Raw genomic sequence first — 23,105 nt, forward strand, 5'->3', positions numbered from 1 at the left:
AAATACTTATCTGATATAACTAAATTTTCTGAAAATTAATGCATTATTTTCTTTAGATTTACTATACACTGCGCATTCGACAAAAAGCAATATATTTTTTTATTTTTATAAGAATTTTCTTAAAATAGTAAAAATAAAAAAACTAGGAAGAACTTCTTCCTAGTTACTCATCGTCTCCTAATATAAAATCAGGATCTAAATCTTCAAATTCATCGTCATCTACGTCTAAATCAAACTCGTCTTCATCATCGCAGCCTTTCGGATTTACTGCAACACAAACCTTGGTTTCGCCAATCACTTCCGCCAACAATTCTCTCTCTACTTGAACAATCGTTTTATTGCCATTTGGTGAAATTGTGCACTCTAGGCAATTTGGCTGCTGCAGCACGCGAACAATTACTTCGTAATCGTCTCCAATCGAATCTTCGTCTTTATAGCGCAGCTTAATATTATCTTTGTATGATACGGTTTCCGTCCAAACTTCGGTTTTTGTATTATTATTGTACGAATACCAGATGTTAATATCATATCTGCCGTCAACTTCTACATTGCTGCCGCTTTTCTTTGCTTTGTACTCATGGTTAATCACCCAGCATCCTAAGATGCTTGTTGGTCGATTTTTCGGTGCAAGCGTATGAGACGATTGTGTAAACTTGCGACCTTTACCTACGACTGCTTTTGTAATAATTTCTCTATAGTGTTGTGACATGTGAGCATACCCTCCTCAAACTATCTTCATTTCATCCTATGCAGGCTCATTCACTTGTTTGCACATTATTTTTAAGAAACTAGGTTTAAGGCATAAAAAACCTATGTTCCATTGTATGCAAGGATATAGAAAAACGTGACAATTATTAGAGAGAAAATCTGCCCAATTTTCATGCCACATAATGCACACGTGATGCACAAAAAAATGCCTCAGCAATTTGCTAAGGCATTTTTTCTTTATGAACAGCTAGATCCAGGGCTGTTTCGCACCTGTGAACCTGTTTCACCGCGCAGTAAATCACCATCTGTTGACACAATAATTTCATCTGTTACTGTGTTTGAAATAGTGTTAGCGACAAGTTGAAGCAAATCATTCACGTTTATTTGAGACTCTTGAAACTGCTGAATAATCGGCAGTTCATCCAGCTCTTCCTGTAAACGATCGATTTTTGCCTCCACTTGTTTTAACGCTTCTGTCTTACCATAATGTTGGAAATTAACAGCTTGTTTTTGCAAACTTTTAATGCTTGCAATGGTTTCACGCACTTTTTGATTTTCGTTAAGCTGAGCTTCGGCACGCTTGAAGAAATCTACTTCTTCCGTTTCAGCAATCATTTTTGCCAGCTCTTGAGCACGTTTAATTACGTCACTCTTGTTATACTGCGCCATATTACTTCACCTCTGCTGTTTCTTCTACCATTTCCCCGTTTAATGTCCATGTTTTGGCTTTTGTAATTTTTACTTTTACAAGTTGCCCAATCACTGACTTAGGTGCTTTGAAGTTTACAAGCTTACTTTTTTCCGTGTAGCCTGCTAATACTTCCGGATTATTTTTACTTTCACCTTCTACTAATACTTCGACAACTTTACCTTCATATTCCTTCAATTTCTTTGCAGAAATTTCATTTACAAGAGCATTTAAACGCTGAAGACGCTCTTTTTTCACTTCCATTGGTACGTTGTCTTGCATCTTAGCAGCCGGCGTACCTTCACGAGGTGAATAAATAAACGTATAAGCACTATCAAATTCAACCTCACGATATAGCGACATTGTTTCTTCAAACTGCTCATCCGTTTCATTTGGGAAACCAACAATAATATCAGTTGTTAATGATGCCGTTGGAATGGCTTCTTTAATTTTACGAACAAGCTCTAAATAATGTTCACGAGAATATTTTCGTGCCATAATTTTTAAGATATCACTGCTTCCTGATTGAACAGGCAAGTGAATGTGATCGACAAGATTTCCACCTTTAGCAAGAACTTCAATTAAACGGTCATCAAAGTCACGAGGGTGACTTGTTGTAAAACGGATACGAGCAACGTCAATTTTACGGATTTCGTCCATTAAGTCGCCTAAGCCGTACGTCATGTCTTCAAAATCTTTTCCGTATGCATTAACGTTTTGGCCTAGAAGCGTAATTTCTTTGTAGCCTTGAGCAGCTAAATGACGTACTTCTTGGATAATATCTTCTGGACGGCGGCTTCGTTCTTTTCCTCGCGTATACGGAACGATACAGTACGTACAGAACTTGTCACAGCCGTACATGATGTTAACCCATGCTTTGACGCTGCCTTTACGTGCTCTTGGAAGGTTTTCAATAACGTCCCCTTCTTTAGACCATACTTCAATCACCATTTCTTTTGCTAAGTATGCTTCGTTCAAAATGTGAGGCAAACGGTGAATGTTATGTGTACCAAAAATCATATCCACGTGCTGATGTTTTTGTAAAATTTTATTTACAACTGACTCTTCTTGAGACATACATCCGCAGACGCCGATTAATAGCTCAGGACGCTCGCGCTTTAAGGCCTTCAAGTGTCCTAATTCACCAAACACTTTATTTTCCGCATTTTCACGGATCGCACACGTATTCAATAAAATAACATGAGCATCTTCAACAGAGTCAGTCGGCTCGTAGCCAAGGCCTAGAAAAATACCAGCCATTACTTCTGTATCGTGCTCATTCATTTGACAGCCGTACGTACGGATATAAAACTTACGTCCCTGTCCCATTCCATGAAACTGTTCATCGATTGCAAAATCGTTGTGATAGGAAACTTCTTCTTTTCCTCGTTTTTTCGCATCTTTTAAAGAAGGTGGCATGTATACTGTTTGAAAATATTTGCTGTAATCCTTTTCGGATTTTTTGTCCGCTGGATTAACTTGGTTGCTTTCTAAACGTTGTTTTTCGTTCATAAAAAAATCTCCTTTCGCCATGACAATTGTCACGTTGCACCTGTAAATCGCAAAAAAATGTGACAGCCTTATGCTTATGCATAAAACTCATCACATTAACATAGTATATAACTTTCAAGTAGCGAACACAATCATATACCTATTTTCTATACCTATGACTATGAAAAAATCCGAACGAGCTGGATTCTCCATTAAGAATCTCAATTTACCGTTCGGATTTTCCCTCTACTAAACTGCTTTTATTGCAGCCTCTTTTACATAAATTCAGCCACTAGCTCATCAAATTTTTCCTCAGTCATACCTAAGTCTGCTTTTGACAGCGGCTCTTCACTATAGCCGTGAACAAGCTGCTGATACGACGGCTGATGCGCATTTTGATAAATAAGCCCTGTTACTAAGCCATTATGCTCCATTAACGTCTGCATAGCTTGCATACGATTGTTTGCATCATAACCTTCAATTGTGCTAAGACTAGTTAGGTTTTCTTTAAACCAATCATACGTGTTCACTTTGTTATACGTTACGCACGGGCTAAATACGTTAATTAAAGAAAAACCTTTATGCTGAATGCCTTGTTCAATTAAGCTTGTTAACTCTTTTAAATTCGTTGAAAAGCTTTGCGCTACAAACGTTGCCCCGGAAGTTAACGCCAGCTCCATGACAGATAAAGACGACTCAATTGATCCTTCAGGCGTACTTTTTGTTTTGAATCCTACTTCACTGCGAGGAGATGTTTGTCCTTTTGTTAAACCATAGATTTGGTTATCCATTACGATATACGTTACATCGATGTTTCGGCGAATCGCATGTACCGTGTGTCCCATACCGATAGCAAACCCATCTCCATCACCGCCAGATGCGATAACGGTTAAATCACGATTAGCCATTTTTACACCTTGAGCGATTGGAAGCGCACGTCCGTGAATACCGTGAAAACCATATGAATTAATATAACCAGAGATACGTCCAGAGCATCCAATACCTGAAATAACAGCAAGCTCATGAGGTTCTAAACCTACGTTAGCAGATGCGCGTTGAATGGCTGCTTGTACGGAGAAATCTCCACACCCCGGACACCAGTTAGGTTTTACACTGTTACGAAAATCTTTAAACGTTGCCATTTAACACAAACATCTCCTTACTTTTTGCGTATACTTCTTGCGGAAGAAATGGATTTCCATCGTACTTCAATACGCTTTGAATTTTATCATGACTTGCGATATTCATTTTTAAAATATTAGCAAGCTGTCCAGTAGCATTGTTTTCAACGACAACTACTTTTTTAGCTCCTTGCACGTAAGGAAGCAGTTCGTCAGCTGGGAAAGGATGAATTAAACGAATGTGAGCGTGATTTACTTTTATACCGTCCTGTTCCAAACGTTCCATTGCCTCTTCAATAACTCCACGCGTCGAATTAAATCCAACAAATAAAATATCAGACTCTTTTTCATGAGAGTGAACATGAATTGGCGTATTAAAACGAATTCCTTTTGTTTTACGAAGACGCTTATTCATTTGATCATCGCGGTTCACCGGAGATTCAGATGGCTTTCCTGTCTCATCATGTTCTACTCCCGTTACGTGATGAATGCCATGCTTCATTCCTGGAATGACGCGTGGTGATACGCCGTCTTCTGTTACGCGGTAGCGCTTGTAATATTGTTTTTCTTCCAACTCTTCTAGCTCTCCTTGCTGAAGCTTGCCGCGGCGGATTTCAACGCGGTTATAGTCAAGCGGTTCTACCGACTGTTTCCCAAGTGAAAGCTGTAAATCCGTTAGCATAATAACTGGACACTGATATTCTTCTGCTAAGTTAAACGCTTCAATCGTATCGTAGAATGCTTCTTCAACCGTACTTGGCGCCATGACGATCTTCGGAATTTCACCGTGCGTACCGTAAATCATAGCCATTAAGTCAGACTGTTCTTGCTTAGTTGGAAGCCCTGTACTTGGACCGCCGCGCTGCGTATCAATAATCACAACAGGCTGCTCAGTGATGCCCGCTAATCCAATCGACTCCATCATTAATGATAGACCAGGTCCAGCTGATGCTGTCAGCGCACGTACGCCTGCATAGTTAGCTCCGATAGCCATCGTACATGCTGCGATTTCATCTTCTGTTTGAATAACAGTTCCACCGAATTGAGGAAGCTTTTTAATTAAGTATTCCATGATTTCTGAAGCAGGGGTAATTGGATATGCTGGCATAAAACGAGCCCCACCGGCTAAAGCACCTAGTGCAATCGCATCGTTTCCAATCATAAACATACGTTTTTTACCATCCGCTGGATCTAGTTTCATTGTTTCTAATTGTTCGCCTAGCTGTTCACGAATGTAATCTGCACCTTTTTTAATAGCTTCCATGTTTTTTTGTACAACTTTTTGGCCCTTTTTACCGAAGATTTCAAGCACTACTTCTTCAAATACTTCTGTGTCTATATGAAGCACAGCACTTGAAGCGCCTACAGCAACCATGTTCTTCATTAGCGACGTTCCTAGTTCCGTTGCAATTTCTGTAAACGGAACAGCGTATAGCGTAGCAGTTGTACATGTTTCGGGCAGACTTGGGTTGAATTTCGCATCTGCAATTACAACGCCTCCTACGCGCAGCTCATGGACGTTTACATCGATTGTTTCCTGATCGAACGCAACTAAAATATCCAAATCATCTGACACAGATCGAACCTGAGTTGTACTCACTCGGATCTTATTATTTGTATGTCCACCTTTGATACGAGAAGAAAAATGACGATAGCCGTATAAGTAATAACCTAATCGATTTAAAGCGGTTGAAAAGATTTCTCCCGTACTTTCGATTCCCTCACCCTGCTGTCCGCCAACTTTCCATGAAAGTTGCTGTACCATAAATCAACGCCACTCCTTTAATTGCTCTTAATATAGAAATCTATTTTATTGATAAAAACTGAAAAAAGTAAATTAGCAAACGATTTCATTTGCTTCTGCATTTCACGAACAAAAATCATCCGCAAAACTCCCACAGCACCTTGTCGCTGTGCAGGATACGTTTCTGCTTGAACAGCTCCATAATCCGTTTTCAATTTTATTCCGATTGCCAGAAAAATGCAACCCTTTCCATTGAATTCTCAATCGTTTTAATTATATTTATATTTAATGAATAAGATGAAGTTTTTTAATGATCTTTTCTGCCTTCACATGAGGTATTATTATATAAATAACTTCTATAAAAAGAGCTTTCCCAAAAAGAAAAAGCTCTTTTTTTATTAGTTGCATACACGATCGGCAAAGTTTTGAAACAGAAAACGTTTTACCTGCTCCTCAGTGTAATACTTAAGGAGTTCTTCAATTAAATTCGTATACTGTTCATATCTTCCGAGACGATAAACCGTTTTGTCAATGCCGTCAAAGTCTGAGCCAAAACCAACGGAGTATTCGCCTCCTCTTTCACATATGTAATCAAGATGACGGATCACATCCGCTATGTGCGCTTTGGCAGAACTCGTTAAAAATTCAGGGACAAACGTAATACCAATCACGCCGTTTCGCTTTATTAAAGCATGAATTTGATCGTCTCTTAAATTCCGGGGATGAGAACACAATACGTGTGAATTGGAATGAGTAGCCACTACATATTGTGCTAGCTCAATCACATCCCAAAAACCTCTTACTGATAAATGAGAGACATCCGTCCATACTTTATGTTCATTATTCAATTCAACAACTTCTCTTCCAAAAGACGATAACCCCGCACCTCGAGGTTCTAAAATACCATCACATACAGCATTGCTGTAATTCCATGTCAAGCCTACTGAACGTACACCCAGTGAAAAAAGTGTCTTTAAGCGAACTAAACTTGTATCAATGGCATCGCACCCTTCAAGCGTCAGCATGGCTCCAAGTTCACCTTTTTTCAAGCTATCTATATCGCGCTTTGAACGAACCCATTTTACACCGGGAAGCGATAAAATATGACTCTGAAACAGCTGAATCATTTCTAACGCAACATCAAAGCGCTGAGCTGCCGGAACCGCTTCTGGAATATAAATAGCGAATAGCTGAACTTTCCCTTTTGCTTTTTTTATGCCTTCTAACGTAACATGCAGCGCTGAATCATATGTAAAAGATAAACGTTTATTTAACCAGAGCTTCATTAATACATCACAATGAGCATCAAATATCACAACCAACACCCCTTTAACTCTATACAAAAAGGACCTGTTTGGCTTCTATGCTTTACAGGTCCGTGGTTTTTATAATTATCGCGGCTCTACAATTAATTTAATGGCTGTTCGCTCTTCTCCATCAATTTGAATATCTGTAAAAGCTGGGATGCAGATTAAATCAACCCCACTTGGTGCAACGAACCCTCTTGCGATTGCTACAGCTTTTACTGCTTGATTAAGTGCCCCGGCCCCAATGGCTTGAATTTCTGCTGCGCCGCGTTCGCGCAGCACGCCTGCTAAGGCACCAGCAACTGAATTTGGATTAGACTTTGCTGAAACTTTTAATATTTCCATATCTAGCTCCTCCTTATTCTTTACAATGTATGATGAGAGATCATTAGACCAATGACTTAATTGATTTCAATGTTACTATATTCACGATATGTCAAACGTATTCCTGCTTGTTTTTCCTAAATATTCAAAAACTTATATTTCTACACCTTTCTTTTTTCTTTTTACGTTTTTGACAAAATAAAAAAGCCAATGTATCGCCTTTCGACACATTGACTTTTTCCCTTTATTCAAAAAACGGATGATCTTCGTTAATTAAAATTCGCTCTGTTTTTGTTGCTTTCCCCGTCTTTTGATCAATATCAATAACGATTCCACTAAGCTGCGTTCTTCCTTCTTTTGGCACTTCAAATCGAACAGGAAGAGACGTTAAAAAACGCTTAATAACAGCTTCGCGCTCCATCCCTAAAATGCCGTCATAAGGTCCCGTCATTCCTACGTCAGAGATGTAGGCTGTTCCTTTTGGCAATATACGATTGTCAGCTGTTTGAACGTGCGTATGAGTGCCGACAACAGCGCTGACACGACCGTCCACATACCAGCTAATCGCTTGCTTTTCACTTGTTGTTTCAGCATGAAAATCAATAAAAATAAGCGGAGTGCGCTGGCGTGCTTCTTCAATTAATTCATCTGCTTTTTGAAATGGACAATCGAGCGGAGCCATAAACGTACGCCCTTGTAAATTAATCACGGCTACCTCAAGCTGATTGTACGTAAAATACGTAATTCCTTTGCCCGGTGTGCCTTCAGGAAAATTTGCTGGACGAACAAGATTTTTTGCATCGTCAATAAAATCAAAAATTTCACGTTTGTCCCACGCATGGTTACCAAGAGTAATAATGTTAGCCCCTGCTTGTAAGAACTGACGATAAATCTTTTCGGTAATTCCTTTTCCTGAAGCTGCATTTTCTCCATTCACAATTGTAAGTCCCGGAGAGTATTTTCTTTTTAATCTCGGTAAATATTCTTCAACCATTTCACGGCCTGGAGAACCAACTACGTCTCCAATAAATAAAATTCTCATGTAAAAGCTCCTATACTTCATTCTTAATCTGCATCTTCATCTCTACGAAAAAAAATAAAGTGGCGAAACGCCACTTCATTTTTATTTTGCATACTCTACTGCTCTTGTTTCGCGAATAACCGTTACTTTGATGTGGCCAGGATAATCCAGCTCATCTTCAATTCGTTTTCGGATATCTCGAGCAAGTCGATGCGCTTCTAGATCACCAATCGTATCTGGTTTCACCATAATACGAACTTCACGCCCTGCTTGAATTGCAAATGATTTTTCAACGCCTTCATAAGACTCTGAAATTTCTTCTAACTTTTCAAGACGACGAATGTAGTTTTCTAACGTCTCACTGCGAGCACCTGGTCTTGCAGCAGATAATGCATCCGCTGCTGCAACTAGTACAGCAATGATTGATGTTGGTTCTGTATCTCCATGGTGAGAAGCAATCGCGTTAATAACAACCGGATGTTCTTTATACTTTGTAGCTAATTCAACACCGATTTCTACGTGGCTTCCTTCTACCTCATGGTCAATTGCTTTACCAATATCATGTAACAATCCTGCTCGTTTGGCTAACGTTTCATCTTCACCTAATTCAGCAGCCATAAGTCCTGATAAATGAGCTACTTCCATTGAATGTTTCAGCACATTTTGACCATAGCTTGTTCTGAATTTTAAGCGACCAAGAATTTTCATCAAGTCTGGATGCAACCCGTGAACACCGACTTCAAACGTCGTTTGTTCACCGACTTCACGAATATATTCGTCCACTTCGCGGCGAGATTTTTCAACCATTTCTTCAATACGTGCGGGATGGATACGACCATCTTGAACGAGTTTATCAAGTGCAATTCTTGCTGTCTCACGACGAATTGGGTCAAATCCTGATAAAATAACTGCTTCTGGCGTATCATCAATAATAAGATCAATTCCTGTCAAAGTTTCAAGCGTACGGATGTTTCGACCTTCTCGACCGATAATTCGGCCTTTCATTTCGTCATTTGGCAAGTTAACAACTGAGACAGTCGTTTCAGCAACATGATCTGCTGCGCAACGCTGAATAGCAAGTGAAAGAATTTCTTTCGCCTTTTTATCGGCGTCTTCTTTTGCACGGTTTTCTGTTTCTTTTACCATTATTGCAATGTCGTGGGAAAGTTCATTTTCAACACGATCTAAAATAATCGCTCTTGCATCTTCTCTTGTTAAGCTTGAAATACGCTCTAGCTCTGTTTGCTGTGCACGTACTACTTCTTCAACTTTGCTTTCCATCTCTTCAATATGCTGTTGTTTAACAGTAAGAGAATCATCTTTCTTTTCAAGTAACGCTTCACGTTTATCAAGTGATTCGTCTTTACGATCAAGATTTTCCTCTTTTTGCATTAATCGATTTTCTTGTTTTTGAAGTTCTGCTCGACGATCACGAATATCTTGTTCTGCCTCTGTACGAAGCTGATGGATTTCATCCTTCGCTTCTAGTAAAGCTTCTTTTTTCAAAGCTTCCGCCTCGCGGGTTCCTTCATCAATAATTTGTTCTGCACTAGACTTTGCTCCCGCAATTTTAGCTTCAGCAATCGATTTACAAACAAAAAAGCCAACAACTGCACCGACGATTAGGCCAAGCAAAGCGAAGATGATTGTATTAGTATCCATCATTTCACCTCCCCTTGCTATAAACTTGTAAGTTTTAAATTTCATGTCGGCATGTACATCGTATTCACCTTTCAATATACACACAAAGGCTTTTAAACGCTAAAATGTTTTAAAAAGGGAAAATATACATCTTAATTGTAAATCTGTGCATTTTTATTGTCAAGCCTGCCTCTACAGTATATATTGAAATTTCGTATGTTACTTTTCTAGCATTAACAATTTTTACAAAAAAAAGACCCCTTCTTTGAAATAGAGGAGTCTTTTTTTATCTCGCAGCAAATTAAATATTTAAATCGCCTTGATCGTCATCCTCAGGAGCTGGCTCTCCATCTTGGTCTAAACCATGATGTTCACGCACTTGTCCCGCAATTTCCTGACGAATATCAGTATTTTCTTTTAAGAATTGCTTTGCATTTTCACGGCCTTGACCTAGACGCTCGTCATTATATGAATACCAAGATCCACTTTTTTGGACAATATCTAGTTCAGAAGCGATATCCAAAATTTCACCCTCTTTTGAAATACCTTCTCCGTACATAATATCTACTTCGGCAGCACGGAAAGGCGGAGCTACTTTATTTTTCACAACTTTAATTCTTGTTTTGTTACCTACGATATCATTTCCTTGCTTTAACTGCTCTGCACGACGCACTTCTAGACGCACTGAAGAGTAGAATTTAAGCGCACGTCCACCAGGAGTTGTTTCAGGGTTACCAAACATTACGCCGACTTTTTCACGAATTTGGTTAATAAAGATAGCGATTGTTTTAGACTTGTTAATAGCTCCAGATAGTTTACGCAATGCTTGAGACATTAAACGAGCTTGTAGACCCACGTGAGAGTCTCCCATTTCTCCTTCAATTTCCGCTTTTGGCACTAACGCTGCTACTGAGTCAACAACAATAATATCTACTGCGCCGCTTCGAACTAAAGCTTCTGCGATTTCTAAAGCTTGTTCTCCTGTATCAGGCTGAGATAATAACAGCTCATCAATATTAACACCTAATTTTTGAGCATATACAGGATCTAACGCGTGCTCCGCATCGATAAATGCAGCCTGTCCGCCCTGCTGTTGAACTTCTGCAATCGCGTGAAGAGCAACTGTTGTTTTACCTGAGCTTTCTGGGCCATATACTTCCACCACACGTCCACGTGGATATCCACCTACGCCTAAAGCTATATCTAATGCTAATGAACCACTTGGAATTGTAGAAATTCTTTTTTCCGTTTGTTCACCTAATTTCATAATTGAACCTTTACCAAATTGCTTTTCAATTTGCTTTAAAGCCATATCAAGGGCTGCTTGACGATCGTTCACTCAATTTCCTCCTCTATCTCTTTGAAATCATCTATAAACTGCAAACTTACTACGATGTAGTAGCAATGTCGAATTAACAACTTTCTATAACTTACTATACTAGTTTTTGGGTCGTTTGACAAGCAAAAAGCGAATAAATGTTCGTTTTTTATAAAATTAAAAAAAGGCTGCTTTGGTAAAACTAAGCAGCCTTTTTTCTTTATTTTTTTATCGTCTTCAATACGTAATGACAGCCGTAATTAACCGTTCGTGAACGAATTCCTTGGCGGCTTCCAGATAGCTGCAAGCTGTAAACTTGAGGAGTTTGATCCTTATAAGCGACCCCTATATGCACTGTTCCTACAGGGTGTCCTTCTTGTTTAGAGGGTCCAGCTACACCCGTAAAACCGATACCAATATCCGTTTTGTATAACTGTTGAATACGCTGAGCCATTTCAGCCGCGCACTGCTCGCTAACGGCTCCGTACTGATTCAGCGTGTGTTCGCTCACTCCGAGAATATTTTGCTTGATTTCATAATGATAGGCTACCAGGCTGCCTTTAACAACTTCTCCAGCACCTGAAACAGTTGTTAAACGTTCGCTGAATAACCCGCCGGTTAAACTTTCGGCTGAAGCAATCGTCAAGCCTTGTGCCGTTAATTCTTTTACCAATTCATTATGTAAAGAAGTTGCTTCGTATCCATATAAATACTCGCCTACGCGCTCTGAAATGGTTTTTTCCACTTCGTCTAACATGCGCTGTGCTTCAGCAGCATCAGCGTGCTTAGCAGTTAAGCGAAGCGTCACTTCTCCATCTCCTGCAAGCGGTGCAATCGTCGGGTTTGTTTGCGCATCAAGCAAATCTTCAATTTCCGTCTCAAGCTGTGATTCTCCTATTCCGAAAAAACGAAGAACGCGTGATTCAATACTTTCTTTTAATTCAAGCTTTTGAGCTAAAAATTCTTGACCATATGCTTCATACATTGGATAGAGCTCTTTTGGCGGCCCTGGGAATAGCATATAGTGTTTTCCCTCTACTGTAAGCCCCATACCTGGAGCCATTCCGTAATCATTAGGCAGCACTGTCGAACCTTCAAGTACAATTGCCTGTTTTTTATTGTTAGGTGTCATGATACGATTTGACTGTTTGAAATAGGCTTCAATGCTTTCAAGTGCTTCCGCATTTGTTGTCAACTCTACTCCTAGCACACTCGCAATTGTTTCTTTTGTTAAATCATCTTTTGTAGGACCAAGCCCGCCTGTGAAAATAATTAACTCTGCACGTGTTTGAGCTGTAGCAATCACTTCTTTCAAGCGCTGTGCATTATCTCCTACTACTGTATGATAGTAAACATTAATTCCAAGTTCGGCTAATTTTTTCGATAAATACTGAGCGTTTGTATTGGCAATTTGCCCAAGCAGCAGCTCAGAGCCGACTCCAATAATTTCAGCGTTCATCATATCATCTCCATCTTACTTATTTTGAATTAACAAAAGCCTGTTTGTTTTTAGCAAAGTAGTCCCAGCCTGAAATAACCGTAAAAATCACTGAGATCCAAAGCATTACGCTAGCAAACGGAATGGAAATCCATTCAAAAGGCAAGTTGTACAACAGAATAGCTGAAATAGCTAAAATTTGAGTCCATGTTTTAATTTTACCTAACATATTGGCTGCTACAACTTCTCCTTCCCCTGCTAGTACAAGTCTTAAACCTGTGATAGCAAATTCACGGCTAATAATGATGATAGCAGCCCATCCTGCACCTGCAATTAAATCTAAGTCAACAATAGCTACAAGCGCAGCTGAAACCAACAGCTTGTCTGCTAGTGGATCTAAAAACTTGCCCAAGTTCGTGACTAAATCGTACTTTCTTGCATAGTATCCGTCGATCCAGTCTGTTGTAGATGCAATAATAAATAATGCCGCCCCTAATAGATGAGCGATCGGAATCTCTTTTCCTGCTGCCTCTACTGTGCCAAATGGTAGCGGCACCATCATAAAAATGAGGAATACGGGAATTAGAAAAATTCGCGAAATGGTAATCTTGTTTGGTAAATTCACTTCTTCTGCCTCCAATTACTGTTACAAACTGAAAGCGTGCAAACGAAGTTGTTTGCACGGCTTTGGTTTTATTATAGCGTGAATGAGTGTTTAATTCACATATTATCTTTATTTACACCCTGACCACTTTTTAAAACAGGCTGTTTACTGTGCTTCTGCCGGCTGATATTGAATCGTTACAACTTGTCGAACTTGCTTGGATGAATCAAACGGCAAGTCAACCGCTTTTCCATTTACTTTTAACTCTACTCCAGGTGAATAACCGATGTTGACACGAGCTTCCGTTTCTTTCGTCAAATCAAATTCTTTTGTTTCACCTTTTTTTAGAATGGAGCTAAAGAAAGCATTTCCTTTTCCATTTTTCACATCTAACCAAGTATCTGCTTGAGTGGATGTTACTTCTAGGTTAAATGCATCTGTACCGGAAAGAGCATACGTAGCACTTCTGCCTGTTTTTTGAACTTCCTTGTATTCTTGTTTACCGCTGTCTTTCTTTTCTTTTTCAGCTTTTTCTTTCTCAGCTTTTTCTTTTGCGGCTTTTTCTTTTTCAGCTTTTTCTTTTTCTTGTTCTTTCTTATCAGCAGCACTTTGTTCATCTTCTGACTTGCTATTGTCATTTTTTGCAGTAGTTTCATTCGTTTCTTCCTGCGTGTTAGACTGCTGAACTTCGCTGTTTGGAGCTTCTTGGTTAGCCTGCTCCTTGTTTTTATCCGAGACGATATTTTGAGCGATTACCCAAATAATAATCCCAACAACTACAACTCCCGCCACCACTAGAACAGTTGGAAGGTAGTCATATGCTTTTGAAACTCCTTTTGTATGCTGAGGAATTTCTTTGCGGCTGCGAACGCGCGAAAGCTGCTGCGGCATGTCTTCTGTTTGAGTTGAAGGAATGTCTGATTTGTATTCTTCAAAAATAGCATCTGTGTCCAACCCAATTGCTTCGCAGTATTGCTTAATAAACGCTCGTACGTAAAATTTCCCTGGCATAACCTCATAATTGCCTTCTTCAATGCCAAGTAAATAGCGTTTTTGAATTTTCGTTAGTTTTTGTAAATCCTCTAACGACAATCCTTTGCTTTCTCGTTCTTGTCTTAACCTTTGTCCTAACTCTGTCAATGCTAACACCTACCAATTATGCTAAAAATCAAACATCGATAATCCACCGTCTTGAAACATTTGAGGACCTTCCATTATTTCATATGTAATCTTCTCATTGGGGTCATTTCTTATTTCAATAATGTAGGCAAAATCATCTAACGAATACTCGGTATTTTGTACAAATACATCCGGATGCTCCACGATTTTTGTCGCGGGTACATTCATTACTTCTCGAACAAGCTGCCAGTGCTTTTCATTCGCTCGTTTTGTCGATACAATCCCGTCAATGATAAAAATATTATCAGCGTTGTATTCGTCAGCAATAAGCTGACTGCGAATCGTTTGTTTTAAGAGTGTAGAAGACACAAAAAGCCACCTTTTGTTCGCACATACGCTAGCTGCTACAATCGATTCGGTTTTGCCTACTCGCGGCATACCTCGAATACCGATAAGCTTATGACCGTCTTGTTTAAACAGTTCCGCCATAAAATCTACGAGCAAACCTAATTCATCTCTTACGAAACGGAATGTCTTTTTATCATCTGCGTCACGCTGAATATAGCGACCGTGACGCACTGCTAACTTATCACGCAATTTAGGCGGTCTCATTTTTGTCACAATGATATTATCCATTGTTTTCAAAATAGATTCAAGCCTGTCTATTTGCTCATGTGAATCACAGCGCAGCAATAATCCACGGCGAATATCATCCACTCCATTAATTGTGACAATATTAATTGACAACATTCCAAGAAGCGATGAAATATCACCTAAAAGACCCGGACGATTTTTTTGTATTTGATATTCTAAATACCACTCAATTTTCTCCATCAAACCCCTCCCATTTCTTGGCTGGCCTTCGAGAGGTGCCCCCTTTTTTTCACCTAGTTTAACTATAAATGATTTCCATTATATTATAAACCCTAAAGGCAAGTAGTTCTACATTTGTTATGTATGTAAGCGCTTATTTATTTGTACTATTTAATTCTAAGAAAAAAGGAGCTTTCACACGCGGTGAATTAGCTCCTTTTTAGAAACGATAACTTATTTTACTGATCCGTTATTTTGAACTAATTTCACCATGCTGCTCGCAATCGCATGCTGCTCTTCTTTAGAAGCAACGCTCCAAAGGTCTGCTAAAATTCGCTCTTGATCATTTTTTGCATCAACTTGGTTTGCTAAATATCCACCAATTTGATAAGCAAGATCATGAATAACTTCTTCTTGCATTCCTTCGTTTTGTGCATGATGTAAACGGTCGCCTAAAAAATCTTTCCAGCTATCCCAGTTTTCTAATACTGACATGAGTAGCCCTCCTTAAGGTTTATTCATATCATAGTTTGTACCTTGTTTTTAATTTTATGCACACTTTATATGTACCAACCGCCATTAACCGATAATATTTGTCCAGTTATATACGAAGCACGTGAAGATATTAAATATGAAACCGCATCTGCCACTTCTTTTGGATATCCTATTCTTCCTAAAGGGATCTCTTCAGCCAGCTCTTTAACCTCTTCTTTTGAATAGCTGGCCATCATATCCGTTTCAATCGCTCCGGGCGCAACTCCATTGACGCGAATTCCACTTAATGCAACCTCTTTTGCCAAAGCTTTTACAAACGTATTTTGGGCGCCTTTTACCATTGAATAAAGAACTTCAAACGAAGCTCCTGTAAGTCCCCAAATGGAAGAAATCATGATAATTTGTCCGCTTTTAGCACTGATCATTTTAGGCAGCAAAGCTTTTGTAATAACAAAGGGAGCCGTGATGTGAAGATAGATCATTTCTTCGGTTTCATTTGCCGAAGCATCTGTCATTAACCCGCTAACGCTTCGTCCGCTGTTATGAATAATAACTTCTACCGGAACAATAATCTCCTTTAAAAACTTCTCCACTCCCTCTTTACATGATAAATCCGCTTGTACTGTAAACACGGTTTTCACCTTTTCAGCTAGCTCATGTGCAAGCGCCTCTATTTTGTCTTTTCGTTGATGATAGTGCAAAATAAGCGAGTATCCATCTTCAGCCAATTGCTTAGCAATCGCTGTGCCAATTCCTCCGCTTGCACCTGTCACAAGGGCAAATTTCTCCATAGCCTTCTCTCCTTTACATGCAAAAAAGCTGATGAACATCAGCTTTTTTGGCAACAATCATCTTTATTTAGGTACTACTTCACAAACCGTAAAGTTCTTTTCATCAATAATCTCGTTTAGCACATCTTTTATTTCGTTTACCTTCAGTTTTTCTAGCGTTTCAACAATATCAAATAAATTCATATCATTAAACGCATAGCGTGTAAACTGATTAGCGATAAACTCAGGTGAGTTTAATGAACGTAAAAATCCGCCGATTTTCTTTTTACGAATACGTTCAAGTTCCTCTTCTGTTAGTGATTTTGTTTTCATTTCAAGTAAAATTTGTTTAACTCGATCATACAGCTGTTCCGGTTGATCCGTATCTCCTCCGATAAGAGCAAAACCAAATCCTCTTTCCTCCGTATAATCATACGCAAACGTTTCATCAATGAGTCCGTCTGCATACAACTCCTCATAGTACGAAGAGCTTTTTCCAAATGCATAATCTAAAATGATATTCATTGCTAACTCGTATTTAAGCATTTCTCCGCCTGAACGCTGCGGATTTTTCGCTTTTAGACCCACCATACATTTCGAAGACTGCACCGGCATTTTTAATACTTGTTTTTCTTGATCCACCGTTTCAGGCTCTTCGTCAAAATGACGCTGTATGTCAGAGATTTCTTTATAATCTTTTTTCTGCTGATTGTCTCGAACTTGCTTCATTACTTTTTCCGCATCAACAGGACCTACAATGAACAACAGCATGTTGCTCGGATGATAAAACGTTTCATAGCATGTGTACAGTAAATCTTTATTAATATGTGAAATTGATTCGATCGTGCCAGCAATATCAATTTTAACAGGATGGTTTTTGTACATATTTTGAATGGTACCAAAATACAAGCGCCAGTCCGGATTGTCGTCATACATTGTAATTTCTTGACCGATAATGCCCTTTTCTTTTTCTACCGTTTTTTCTGAGAAGTACGGCTCTTGTACAAAGTCCACTAATGTTTCAAGATTTTCTTCAAAGTTAGATGTACAGCTGAATAAGTAAGCTGTGCGGGTAAAAGAAGTAAATGCATTGGCCGAAGCACCTTGTTTACTAAACTGCTGAAAGACATCTCCGTCTTCTTTTTCAAATAATTTATGCTCTAAAAAGTGGGCAATTCCATCCGGAACTTTTGTCATTTCATTTTCATTTAGCGGTACAAATTGATTGTCAATCGATCCGTAGTTTGTTGTAAAAGTGGCAAACGTTTTGTTAAACTCCGGTTTTGGCAAAATGTATACCTGCAGCCCGTTATCCATTTTTTCATGATACAGCTGTTCTTGAAGCTGCGAAAATTCAATTTTCTCCATTTTCTTCACCGCCCGTTCCTGTTAAGAAATAAATTGTATCCATTTCAATTTTCTCAGCCACTTTAATAATTTCCTGCTTAGATACCGCATCAATATGCTTTAAGTATTCATCAATTGAAATATCTTTACCCGTTAATTCATTATGATACATAACCTCTACTAGTCCTCGTGGAGTATCCACCGTTTCAAGCAGTTGGTTGTGAATAACGGCTTTCGTTTGAGCGATTTCGCCGTCTGTAAACGATCCTTGTTTCATCTCCTGCATTTGTTCTTTAATAATCGTAACAGCTTGGTCGTAATTTTTAGCATCAATACCCGACATGACCATTAGTAATCCTTTATGACTCTCTACTCTCGAAGCAGCATAGTAAGCTAAGCTCGCTTTTTCACGCACGTTAATAAATAGCTTGGAATGTGAGAACCCTCCGAATATCCCATTGAATACTTGAAGAGCAAAATACTGTCTATCTCCGTATACAACGTTTGTACGATAGCCAATATTTAATTTCCCTTGTTTGACTTCTTGTTTTTCCACCACTTCATTTACGTTTGAGATCTCTTTAGACGTGATAGAATCTTCAATGTCTTTTTGCTCGCGCTTTGGTAAAGTAAATGTTTCTTTTACTGTTTGTAAAACCTCTTCGACTTGCAAATCTCCAATAGCATAAAGGTGAATGGCATCTTCTTTTAACACCTGCTGATAATAAGCGTACAAACTTTCACCTGTAATTTCTTCCACATCGTCAATTTGACCGTTTACATGTAAAGAGTAAGGTTCTTCCTTACACATTTCTTCAACTAGTCTTAAATTAGCATAGCGCATTTTATCATCAAATACGGCTTGAATTCGCTGACGAAGCGAACGCTTTTCTTTTGTCATAATATCCGTTAAAAAAGAGTCCCCTTCAACTGCTGGCTTTAATAAAATATCGCCAAGAAGCGCTAACGCTTTTTGTAAAAGCGGAGTTGAATCTTTCAAATATTTTTCATTCGCTATATCAATGCGAATCGTAATATCGTGGTTATCACCTTTTTTTGTTAAGTCTACTTGTAAAGTAGCACCATAAAGCTCATCTAAATATGTACGAAGCTTTGTCGTAGACGGCAGCGACTCGGTAGCGCTTTGAAGCACATAAGGTAAAAGGGCACGCATTGTCACCGTTTTCTTATCTAAAGGGGCATTTAGTTTTAAAATGAACGTGTTTGTTTTGTACTTAGCTGTTTGAATGGTATGAACAGTCAATCCTTCTAGTTCATGTTTTTGTTCAGTCAATAATTTCATATATAAACCTCCTTTTAAATTTTGATGTATTAACTAGACAATACTTCTATTTTGAATCTTTAACGCTAATTTTAGTCTTATAACCACTATATCGAATTCAAGGAAACATTTTCAAGTAACTTGCCGCGCGCTTCCTCATTTCTTTTCATATTCTTTCTCTCAATGAAAAAAAGGCGGAGAAAAGAATATGATTTCTTTTTCTCCACCTTCTATATTTATCCAACTTTAGTCATTGTTAGACCTCGTATAGAGGATTTATTAGCGGCGGCCTTTTTCATAAGGAACGCCCAGCGCTTTAGGAGCCTCAGCACGTCCTACAAAACCAGTAAGCGCTAAGATTGTTAATACGTACGGTGCAATGGTTAAAAGGACGGATGGGATATCTTGAATAACCGGAATCTGAGCTCCAGTGATACTCAAAGACTGTGCTAATCCGAAAAACATGGCTGCACCTAAAGCACCAATAGGATGCCACTTCCCGAAAATCATGGCCGCAATAGCAAGGAACCCTTGTCCAGCAATCGTACCCGCTGCAAAGTTTGTAGCGATAGACGTGGCATACACCGCTCCGCCGATTCCAGCGAACATGCCGGAAATCATAACGCCAACGTAACGCATTCTCACAACTTTGATCCCCATCGTGTCTGCTGCCATTGGGTGTTCACCAACTGAACGAAGACGGAGACCAAACGGCGTTTTATAAATGATGTACCATACAGCAAAAGCTAGCGCAATCGCAATATAAGACGTAATAGGAACGTTCGAAAACAGAATTTTACCGATTACTGGAATGTCTGATAAACCTGGAATACTTACTTTATCGATACGGAATTGAATAAAATCTGTTTGTCCTTTCCCAAAAATCTTTTTGATTAAAAAGATTGAAAGACCCGCAGCTAGAAAATTCAGGGCTACACCACTTACAGTTTGATCTGCTTTTAATGTAATGCTTGCAACAGCATGAATCAGTGAGAACACAGCGCAAACAACAGCCGCAATTACTATTGCTACCCACGGGGCCCAAGCACCTAATGAATCCTGAAGTAAAAGGGTTGAAACAATACCTGTGAACGCGCCAAACATCATCAGCCCTTCTAATCCAATGTTCACGACCCCGGAACGTTCACTAAATATCCCTCCGAGCGCGGTAAAGATAAGCGGTGCAGCTGAATAAAGCGCCGCTGGAATAATAATGGCTAACACCTCTAAGAAGTTCATTTTGCTCCCCCCTTGCCTGCACGGCCAAGCACCCAGCGAATTAAATAACTAGATGCAACAAAAAAGATAATAAGCGCAATGACAATTTGAATTAATTCAGACGGTACGCCTGTCATAAAGTTCATTTGAGGAGCCGCAGTTTGCAGTCCTCCGAAAAAGAATGAAGCTAATAAAATTCCAATTGCGCTGTTAGCTCCTAAAAGGGCTACGGCGATACCGTCAAATCCCGTACCCGTAAACGCAGTGAATGTGCCCATATATTGAAATGTTCCAAGCCCTTCCATAGCTCCGGCAAGCCCGGCAAAAGCGCCTGAAATAGCCATGGATAACACAATGTTTCGGCCTACATTCATTCCTGCATACTGTGAAGCATGCTGATTAAAACCAACGGCTCTTAGCTCGAATCCCTTAGCTGTTTTATTCAAAATAAACCACATTACGACGGCTGCAGCGATGGTAATAAGAATGCCGTAATGAAGGCGGGAGTTATTGGTTAACTGTGCTAAAAAGCTTGATGCTAAAGATGCCGATTCTTTAATATCATACGATTTTTCATTACCCGCGTATAAATACGTACGGATTAAACTGCTCGTGGTGTAAAGAGCAATATAGTTCATCATGATGGAAACAATTACTTCATGAACATGAAATTTTGCTTTTAAAAATCCTGGAATAAACGCCCAAACTGCTCCAGCTGCAGCTGCTGCTAATACAGCTAAAGGAATATGAATGACTGCTGGTAAATCAAACGCATACCCAACCCATACTGAAGCCAACCAGCCAACTAAAAGCTGTCCTTCTACTCCAATGTTAAAGAGACCGGTTTTATAAGCAAACGCAACCGCAATACCGGCCAGAGCAAGAGGAGTCATGGCACGAATCGTTTCTCCAATGGCTTTTGGCGTTCCAAACATCCCGTCAAAAAGAGATTGATAGCCAAGCATTGGATCATAGCCGCCTAGTAACATAATAACCGCTCCGGCAATGAGTCCTAATATGGCCGATACAACAGGGATCAAAATCATCATTACACGTTCATTTTTCACAAGTTTATTCATGCTGTTCCACCCGCTTTCTCACGCGTACCGCCTGCCATTAATAGACCTAACTCTTGTTCATTCGTTTCTTTTGGATCTACAATGTCAACTATTTTCCCTTCATAAATAACCGCAATGCGATCGCTTAGATTCATTACTTCATCTAGTTCTAGCGAAACGAGCAGCACTGCCCGTCCTTTATCTCGTTCTTCAATCAGCTTTTTATGAATAAATTCAATGGCTCCTACATCCAGCCCCCTCGTTGGCTGAGCTGCAATTAATAGTTCCGGACTGCGGTCTACTTCACGGGCAATAATGGCTTTTTGCTGATTTCCGCCCGATAGCGATCGCGCTTGCGTATATTCACTAGGGGTTCGCACATCATATTCTGCAATTAACTCTTTTGCTTTTTTATACAGCTCTTTATAATTCAAAATACCTGATTTAGACATCGGCTTTTGATAATACGTTTGAAGACCGATATTTTCACCAATTGTATAATCTAATACAAGCCCGTGCTTATGGCGATCCTGCGGAATATGTCCTACTCCTGACTCCGTAATTTTACGCGTGGATAACGTAGACAACTCTTGATTTTTTAACGTGACCGAGCCCGACTTTATTTTTCTTAGACCCGTAATTGCCTCAATCAGCTCTGTTTGGCCATTTCCATCCACACCCGCGATGCCTACAATTTCGCCTGCTCGAACGCTTAGATCAAGTGAACTTACAGCCTCTACTCCTCGGCTGTCTTCTACTACTAATTCTTTTATTGTTAACACAGCTTCTTTTGGAGTCGCTGTTTTCTTTTCAGTTTTAAAATGTACTTCTCTTCCTACCATTAAAGCAGCAAGTTCATCAGGGTTGGTCTCTTGCACATTTACCGTACCAACCCCAACACCTTTTCGAATAATTGTACAGCGGTCACACACTGACATAATTTCTTTTAATTTATGCGTAATTAAAATAATCGACTTTCCTTCTTGAATTAATTTTTTCATAATTTGAATTAATTCCGTAATTTCCTGAGGTGTTAAGGCGGCAGTAGGTTCATCAAAAATAAGAATGTCGGCTCCTCTGTAAAGCGTCTTTAAAATTTCCACTCGCTGCTGCATGCCAACTGAGATATCTTGAATCTTCGCATATGGATCTACCGATAATCCATATTGATTTGAAAGCTCTTGAATATCTTGAGCTGCTTTTTTAATATTGATTTTCCCCGTTCGCGTCGGTTCGTTCCCAAGAATAATATTTTCTGTGACTGTAAAGTTTTGAACAAGCATAAAATGCTGATGAACCATTCCAATTCCTAAGTCATTCGCTACGTTAGGGTCCGTGATTTTGACTTCTTGGCCGTTTACACGAATCTGCCCTTTTTCAGGCTGATAAAGCCCAAATAAAACGTTCATCAGCGTTGACTTACCTGCACCATTTTCTCCTAACAAAGCATGAATTTCTCCCTTTTTCACTTGGAGTGTAATATTGTCATTAGCGACAATACCGGGAAACTCTTTGTGAATATCTAGCATTTCAATAACATATTCCACTACTTTCACTCCCTATTCCTGCCTGCTACAGGATTCTGTCTTCCGTTTTTT

Annotated in this window: 22 protein-coding genes; all 22 read right to left on the bottom strand. The window is 39.3% G+C overall.

The features are described from left to right. Positions 1–163: 163 nt before the first annotated feature. Positions 164–709: an outer spore coat protein CotE gene (locus tag NST66_RS19795; RefSeq protein WP_013058796.1), complete on the bottom strand. Its 546-nt coding sequence runs from the start codon at positions 707–709 to the stop codon at positions 164–166. 236 nt (positions 710–945) lie between these two features. Then, complete coding sequence (locus NST66_RS19800) at positions 946–1,377, bottom strand: RicAFT regulatory complex protein RicA family protein (protein ID WP_013058797.1); 432 nt, start codon at positions 1,375–1,377, stop codon at positions 946–948. A 1-nt stretch (position 1,378) separates the two neighbouring features. Then, entirely contained in the window at positions 1,379–2,908 is a 1,530-nt protein-coding gene (gene miaB, locus NST66_RS19805) for a tRNA (N6-isopentenyl adenosine(37)-C2)-methylthiotransferase MiaB (RefSeq protein WP_340843661.1), read from the bottom strand. Between the two features lie 254 nt (positions 2,909–3,162). Further along, the gene (locus tag NST66_RS19810) at positions 3,163–4,029 is read right to left on the bottom strand and encodes a 2-oxoacid:ferredoxin oxidoreductase subunit beta (protein WP_013058799.1); all 867 of its coding nucleotides are present in this window, start codon (positions 4,027–4,029) and stop codon (positions 3,163–3,165) included. Beyond that, positions 4,016–5,773 (bottom strand): 2-oxoacid:acceptor oxidoreductase subunit alpha, encoded by a 1,758-nt coding sequence (locus NST66_RS19815; protein WP_013058800.1) that lies wholly within the window; start codon positions 5,771–5,773, stop codon positions 4,016–4,018. The genes NST66_RS19810 and NST66_RS19815 overlap by 14 nt, the downstream gene beginning before the upstream one ends. Before the next feature lie 17 nt (positions 5,774–5,790). Continuing rightward, entirely contained in the window at positions 5,791–5,967 is a 177-nt protein-coding gene (locus NST66_RS19820; protein ID WP_155278273.1) for a hypothetical protein, read from the bottom strand. Between the two features lie 183 nt (positions 5,968–6,150). Then, the gene (locus NST66_RS19825) at positions 6,151–7,068 is read right to left on the bottom strand and encodes a dipeptidase (RefSeq protein ID WP_033579803.1); all 918 of its coding nucleotides are present in this window, start codon (positions 7,066–7,068) and stop codon (positions 6,151–6,153) included. 75 nt (positions 7,069–7,143) lie between these two features. Further along, complete coding sequence (spoVS, locus tag NST66_RS19830) at positions 7,144–7,404, bottom strand: stage V sporulation protein SpoVS (protein WP_003181955.1); 261 nt, start codon at positions 7,402–7,404, stop codon at positions 7,144–7,146. A gap of 223 nt (positions 7,405–7,627) precedes the next feature. Then, the gene (locus NST66_RS19835; RefSeq protein ID WP_028411380.1) at positions 7,628–8,425 is read right to left on the bottom strand and encodes a TIGR00282 family metallophosphoesterase; all 798 of its coding nucleotides are present in this window, start codon (positions 8,423–8,425) and stop codon (positions 7,628–7,630) included. An 81-nt stretch (positions 8,426–8,506) separates the two neighbouring features. Next, a complete protein-coding gene (gene rny / locus NST66_RS19840; RefSeq protein WP_013058803.1) occupies positions 8,507–10,066 on the bottom strand; it encodes a ribonuclease Y in 1,560 nt (519 codons plus the stop codon). A 280-nt stretch (positions 10,067–10,346) separates the two neighbouring features. After that, positions 10,347–11,384 (bottom strand): recombinase RecA, encoded by a 1,038-nt coding sequence (gene recA / locus NST66_RS19845; RefSeq protein WP_013058804.1) that lies wholly within the window; start codon positions 11,382–11,384, stop codon positions 10,347–10,349. 199 nt (positions 11,385–11,583) lie between these two features. Next, positions 11,584–12,825 carry a competence/damage-inducible protein A gene (locus NST66_RS19850; protein ID WP_028411381.1) on the bottom strand — a complete coding sequence of 414 codons (1,242 nt, stop codon included), beginning with the start codon at positions 12,823–12,825 and terminating at the stop codon, positions 11,584–11,586. Positions 12,826–12,841: 16 nt separating this feature from the next. Continuing rightward, a complete protein-coding gene (gene pgsA, locus NST66_RS19855) occupies positions 12,842–13,426 on the bottom strand; it encodes a CDP-diacylglycerol--glycerol-3-phosphate 3-phosphatidyltransferase (protein WP_028411382.1) in 585 nt (194 codons plus the stop codon). Positions 13,427–13,570: 144 nt separating this feature from the next. Then, positions 13,571–14,554: a helix-turn-helix domain-containing protein gene (locus NST66_RS19860; protein ID WP_223546233.1), complete on the bottom strand. Its 984-nt coding sequence runs from the start codon at positions 14,552–14,554 to the stop codon at positions 13,571–13,573. Positions 14,555–14,566: 12 nt separating this feature from the next. Next, a complete protein-coding gene (locus NST66_RS19865) occupies positions 14,567–15,358 on the bottom strand; it encodes a DUF3388 domain-containing protein (RefSeq protein ID WP_013058808.1) in 792 nt (263 codons plus the stop codon). Between the two features lie 213 nt (positions 15,359–15,571). Next, positions 15,572–15,832 carry a DUF3243 domain-containing protein gene (locus NST66_RS19870; protein ID WP_013058809.1) on the bottom strand — a complete coding sequence of 87 codons (261 nt, stop codon included), beginning with the start codon at positions 15,830–15,832 and terminating at the stop codon, positions 15,572–15,574. A gap of 65 nt (positions 15,833–15,897) precedes the next feature. Further along, positions 15,898–16,623 (bottom strand): elongation factor P 5-aminopentanone reductase, encoded by a 726-nt coding sequence (gene ymfI, locus NST66_RS19875; protein ID WP_034265198.1) that lies wholly within the window; start codon positions 16,621–16,623, stop codon positions 15,898–15,900. 63 nt (positions 16,624–16,686) lie between these two features. After that, a complete protein-coding gene (gene yfmH, locus NST66_RS19880; protein WP_025750276.1) occupies positions 16,687–17,970 on the bottom strand; it encodes an EF-P 5-aminopentanol modification-associated protein YfmH in 1,284 nt (427 codons plus the stop codon). Further along, the gene (gene yfmF / locus NST66_RS19885) at positions 17,957–19,252 is read right to left on the bottom strand and encodes an EF-P 5-aminopentanol modification-associated protein YfmF (protein ID WP_028411385.1); all 1,296 of its coding nucleotides are present in this window, start codon (positions 19,250–19,252) and stop codon (positions 17,957–17,959) included. The genes yfmH and yfmF overlap by 14 nt, the downstream gene beginning before the upstream one ends. A 258-nt stretch (positions 19,253–19,510) precedes the next feature. Continuing rightward, positions 19,511–20,470, bottom strand: coding sequence for an ABC transporter permease (locus tag NST66_RS19890; RefSeq protein WP_013084750.1), 960 nt, complete (start codon positions 20,468–20,470; stop codon positions 19,511–19,513). After that, positions 20,467–21,528 (bottom strand): ABC transporter permease, encoded by a 1,062-nt coding sequence (locus NST66_RS19895; RefSeq protein ID WP_014458483.1) that lies wholly within the window; start codon positions 21,526–21,528, stop codon positions 20,467–20,469. The genes NST66_RS19890 and NST66_RS19895 overlap by 4 nt, the downstream gene beginning before the upstream one ends. Continuing rightward, positions 21,525–23,054: an ABC transporter ATP-binding protein gene (locus tag NST66_RS19900; protein WP_340843662.1), complete on the bottom strand. Its 1,530-nt coding sequence runs from the start codon at positions 23,052–23,054 to the stop codon at positions 21,525–21,527. The genes NST66_RS19895 and NST66_RS19900 overlap by 4 nt, the downstream gene beginning before the upstream one ends. Positions 23,055–23,105 lie beyond the last annotated feature (51 nt).

This window comes from Priestia sp. FSL W8-0524, from assembly GCF_038005965.1.
Classification (GTDB): domain Bacteria; phylum Bacillota; class Bacilli; order Bacillales; family Bacillaceae_H; genus Priestia; species Priestia zanthoxyli.

Excerpts from the sequence above, each read along its gene's own strand:
- NST66_RS19810 (WP_013058799.1), bottom strand. The coding sequence starts at position 4,029 with ATGGCAACGTTTAAAGATTTTCGTAACAGTGTAAAACCTAACTGGTGT.
- NST66_RS19835 (WP_028411380.1), bottom strand. The coding sequence starts at position 8,425 with ATGAGAATTTTATTTATTGGAGACGTAGTTGGTTCTCCAGGCCGTGAA.
- NST66_RS19895 (WP_014458483.1), bottom strand. The coding sequence starts at position 21,528 with ATGAATAAACTTGTGAAAAATGAACGTGTAATGATGATTTTGATCCCT.
- NST66_RS19870 (WP_013058809.1), bottom strand. The coding sequence starts at position 15,832 with ATGTCAGTATTAGAAAACTGGGATAGCTGGAAAGATTTTTTAGGCGAC.
- NST66_RS19800 (WP_013058797.1), bottom strand. The coding sequence starts at position 1,377 with ATGGCGCAGTATAACAAGAGTGACGTAATTAAACGTGCTCAAGAGCTG.
- NST66_RS19865 (WP_013058808.1), bottom strand. The coding sequence starts at position 15,358 with ATGGAGAAAATTGAGTGGTATTTAGAATATCAAATACAAAAAAATCGT.
- miaB (WP_340843661.1), bottom strand. The coding sequence starts at position 2,908 with ATGAACGAAAAACAACGTTTAGAAAGCAACCAAGTTAATCCAGCGGAC.
- NST66_RS19815 (WP_013058800.1), bottom strand. The coding sequence starts at position 5,773 with ATGGTACAGCAACTTTCATGGAAAGTTGGCGGACAGCAGGGTGAGGGA.
- NST66_RS19795 (WP_013058796.1), bottom strand. The coding sequence starts at position 709 with ATGTCACAACACTATAGAGAAATTATTACAAAAGCAGTCGTAGGTAAA.
- ymfI (WP_034265198.1), bottom strand. The coding sequence starts at position 16,623 with ATGGAGAAATTTGCCCTTGTGACAGGTGCAAGCGGAGGAATTGGCACA.
- spoVS (WP_003181955.1), bottom strand. The coding sequence starts at position 7,404 with ATGGAAATATTAAAAGTTTCAGCAAAGTCTAATCCAAATTCAGTTGCT.
- yfmF (WP_028411385.1), bottom strand. The coding sequence starts at position 19,252 with ATGAAATTATTGACTGAACAAAAACATGAACTAGAAGGATTGACTGTT.
- NST66_RS19850 (WP_028411381.1), bottom strand. The coding sequence starts at position 12,825 with ATGATGAACGCTGAAATTATTGGAGTCGGCTCTGAGCTGCTGCTTGGG.
- NST66_RS19890 (WP_013084750.1), bottom strand. The coding sequence starts at position 20,470 with ATGAACTTCTTAGAGGTGTTAGCCATTATTATTCCAGCGGCGCTTTAT.
- yfmH (WP_025750276.1), bottom strand. The coding sequence starts at position 17,970 with ATGGAGAAAATTGAATTTTCGCAGCTTCAAGAACAGCTGTATCATGAA.
- rny (WP_013058803.1), bottom strand. The coding sequence starts at position 10,066 with ATGGATACTAATACAATCATCTTCGCTTTGCTTGGCCTAATCGTCGGT.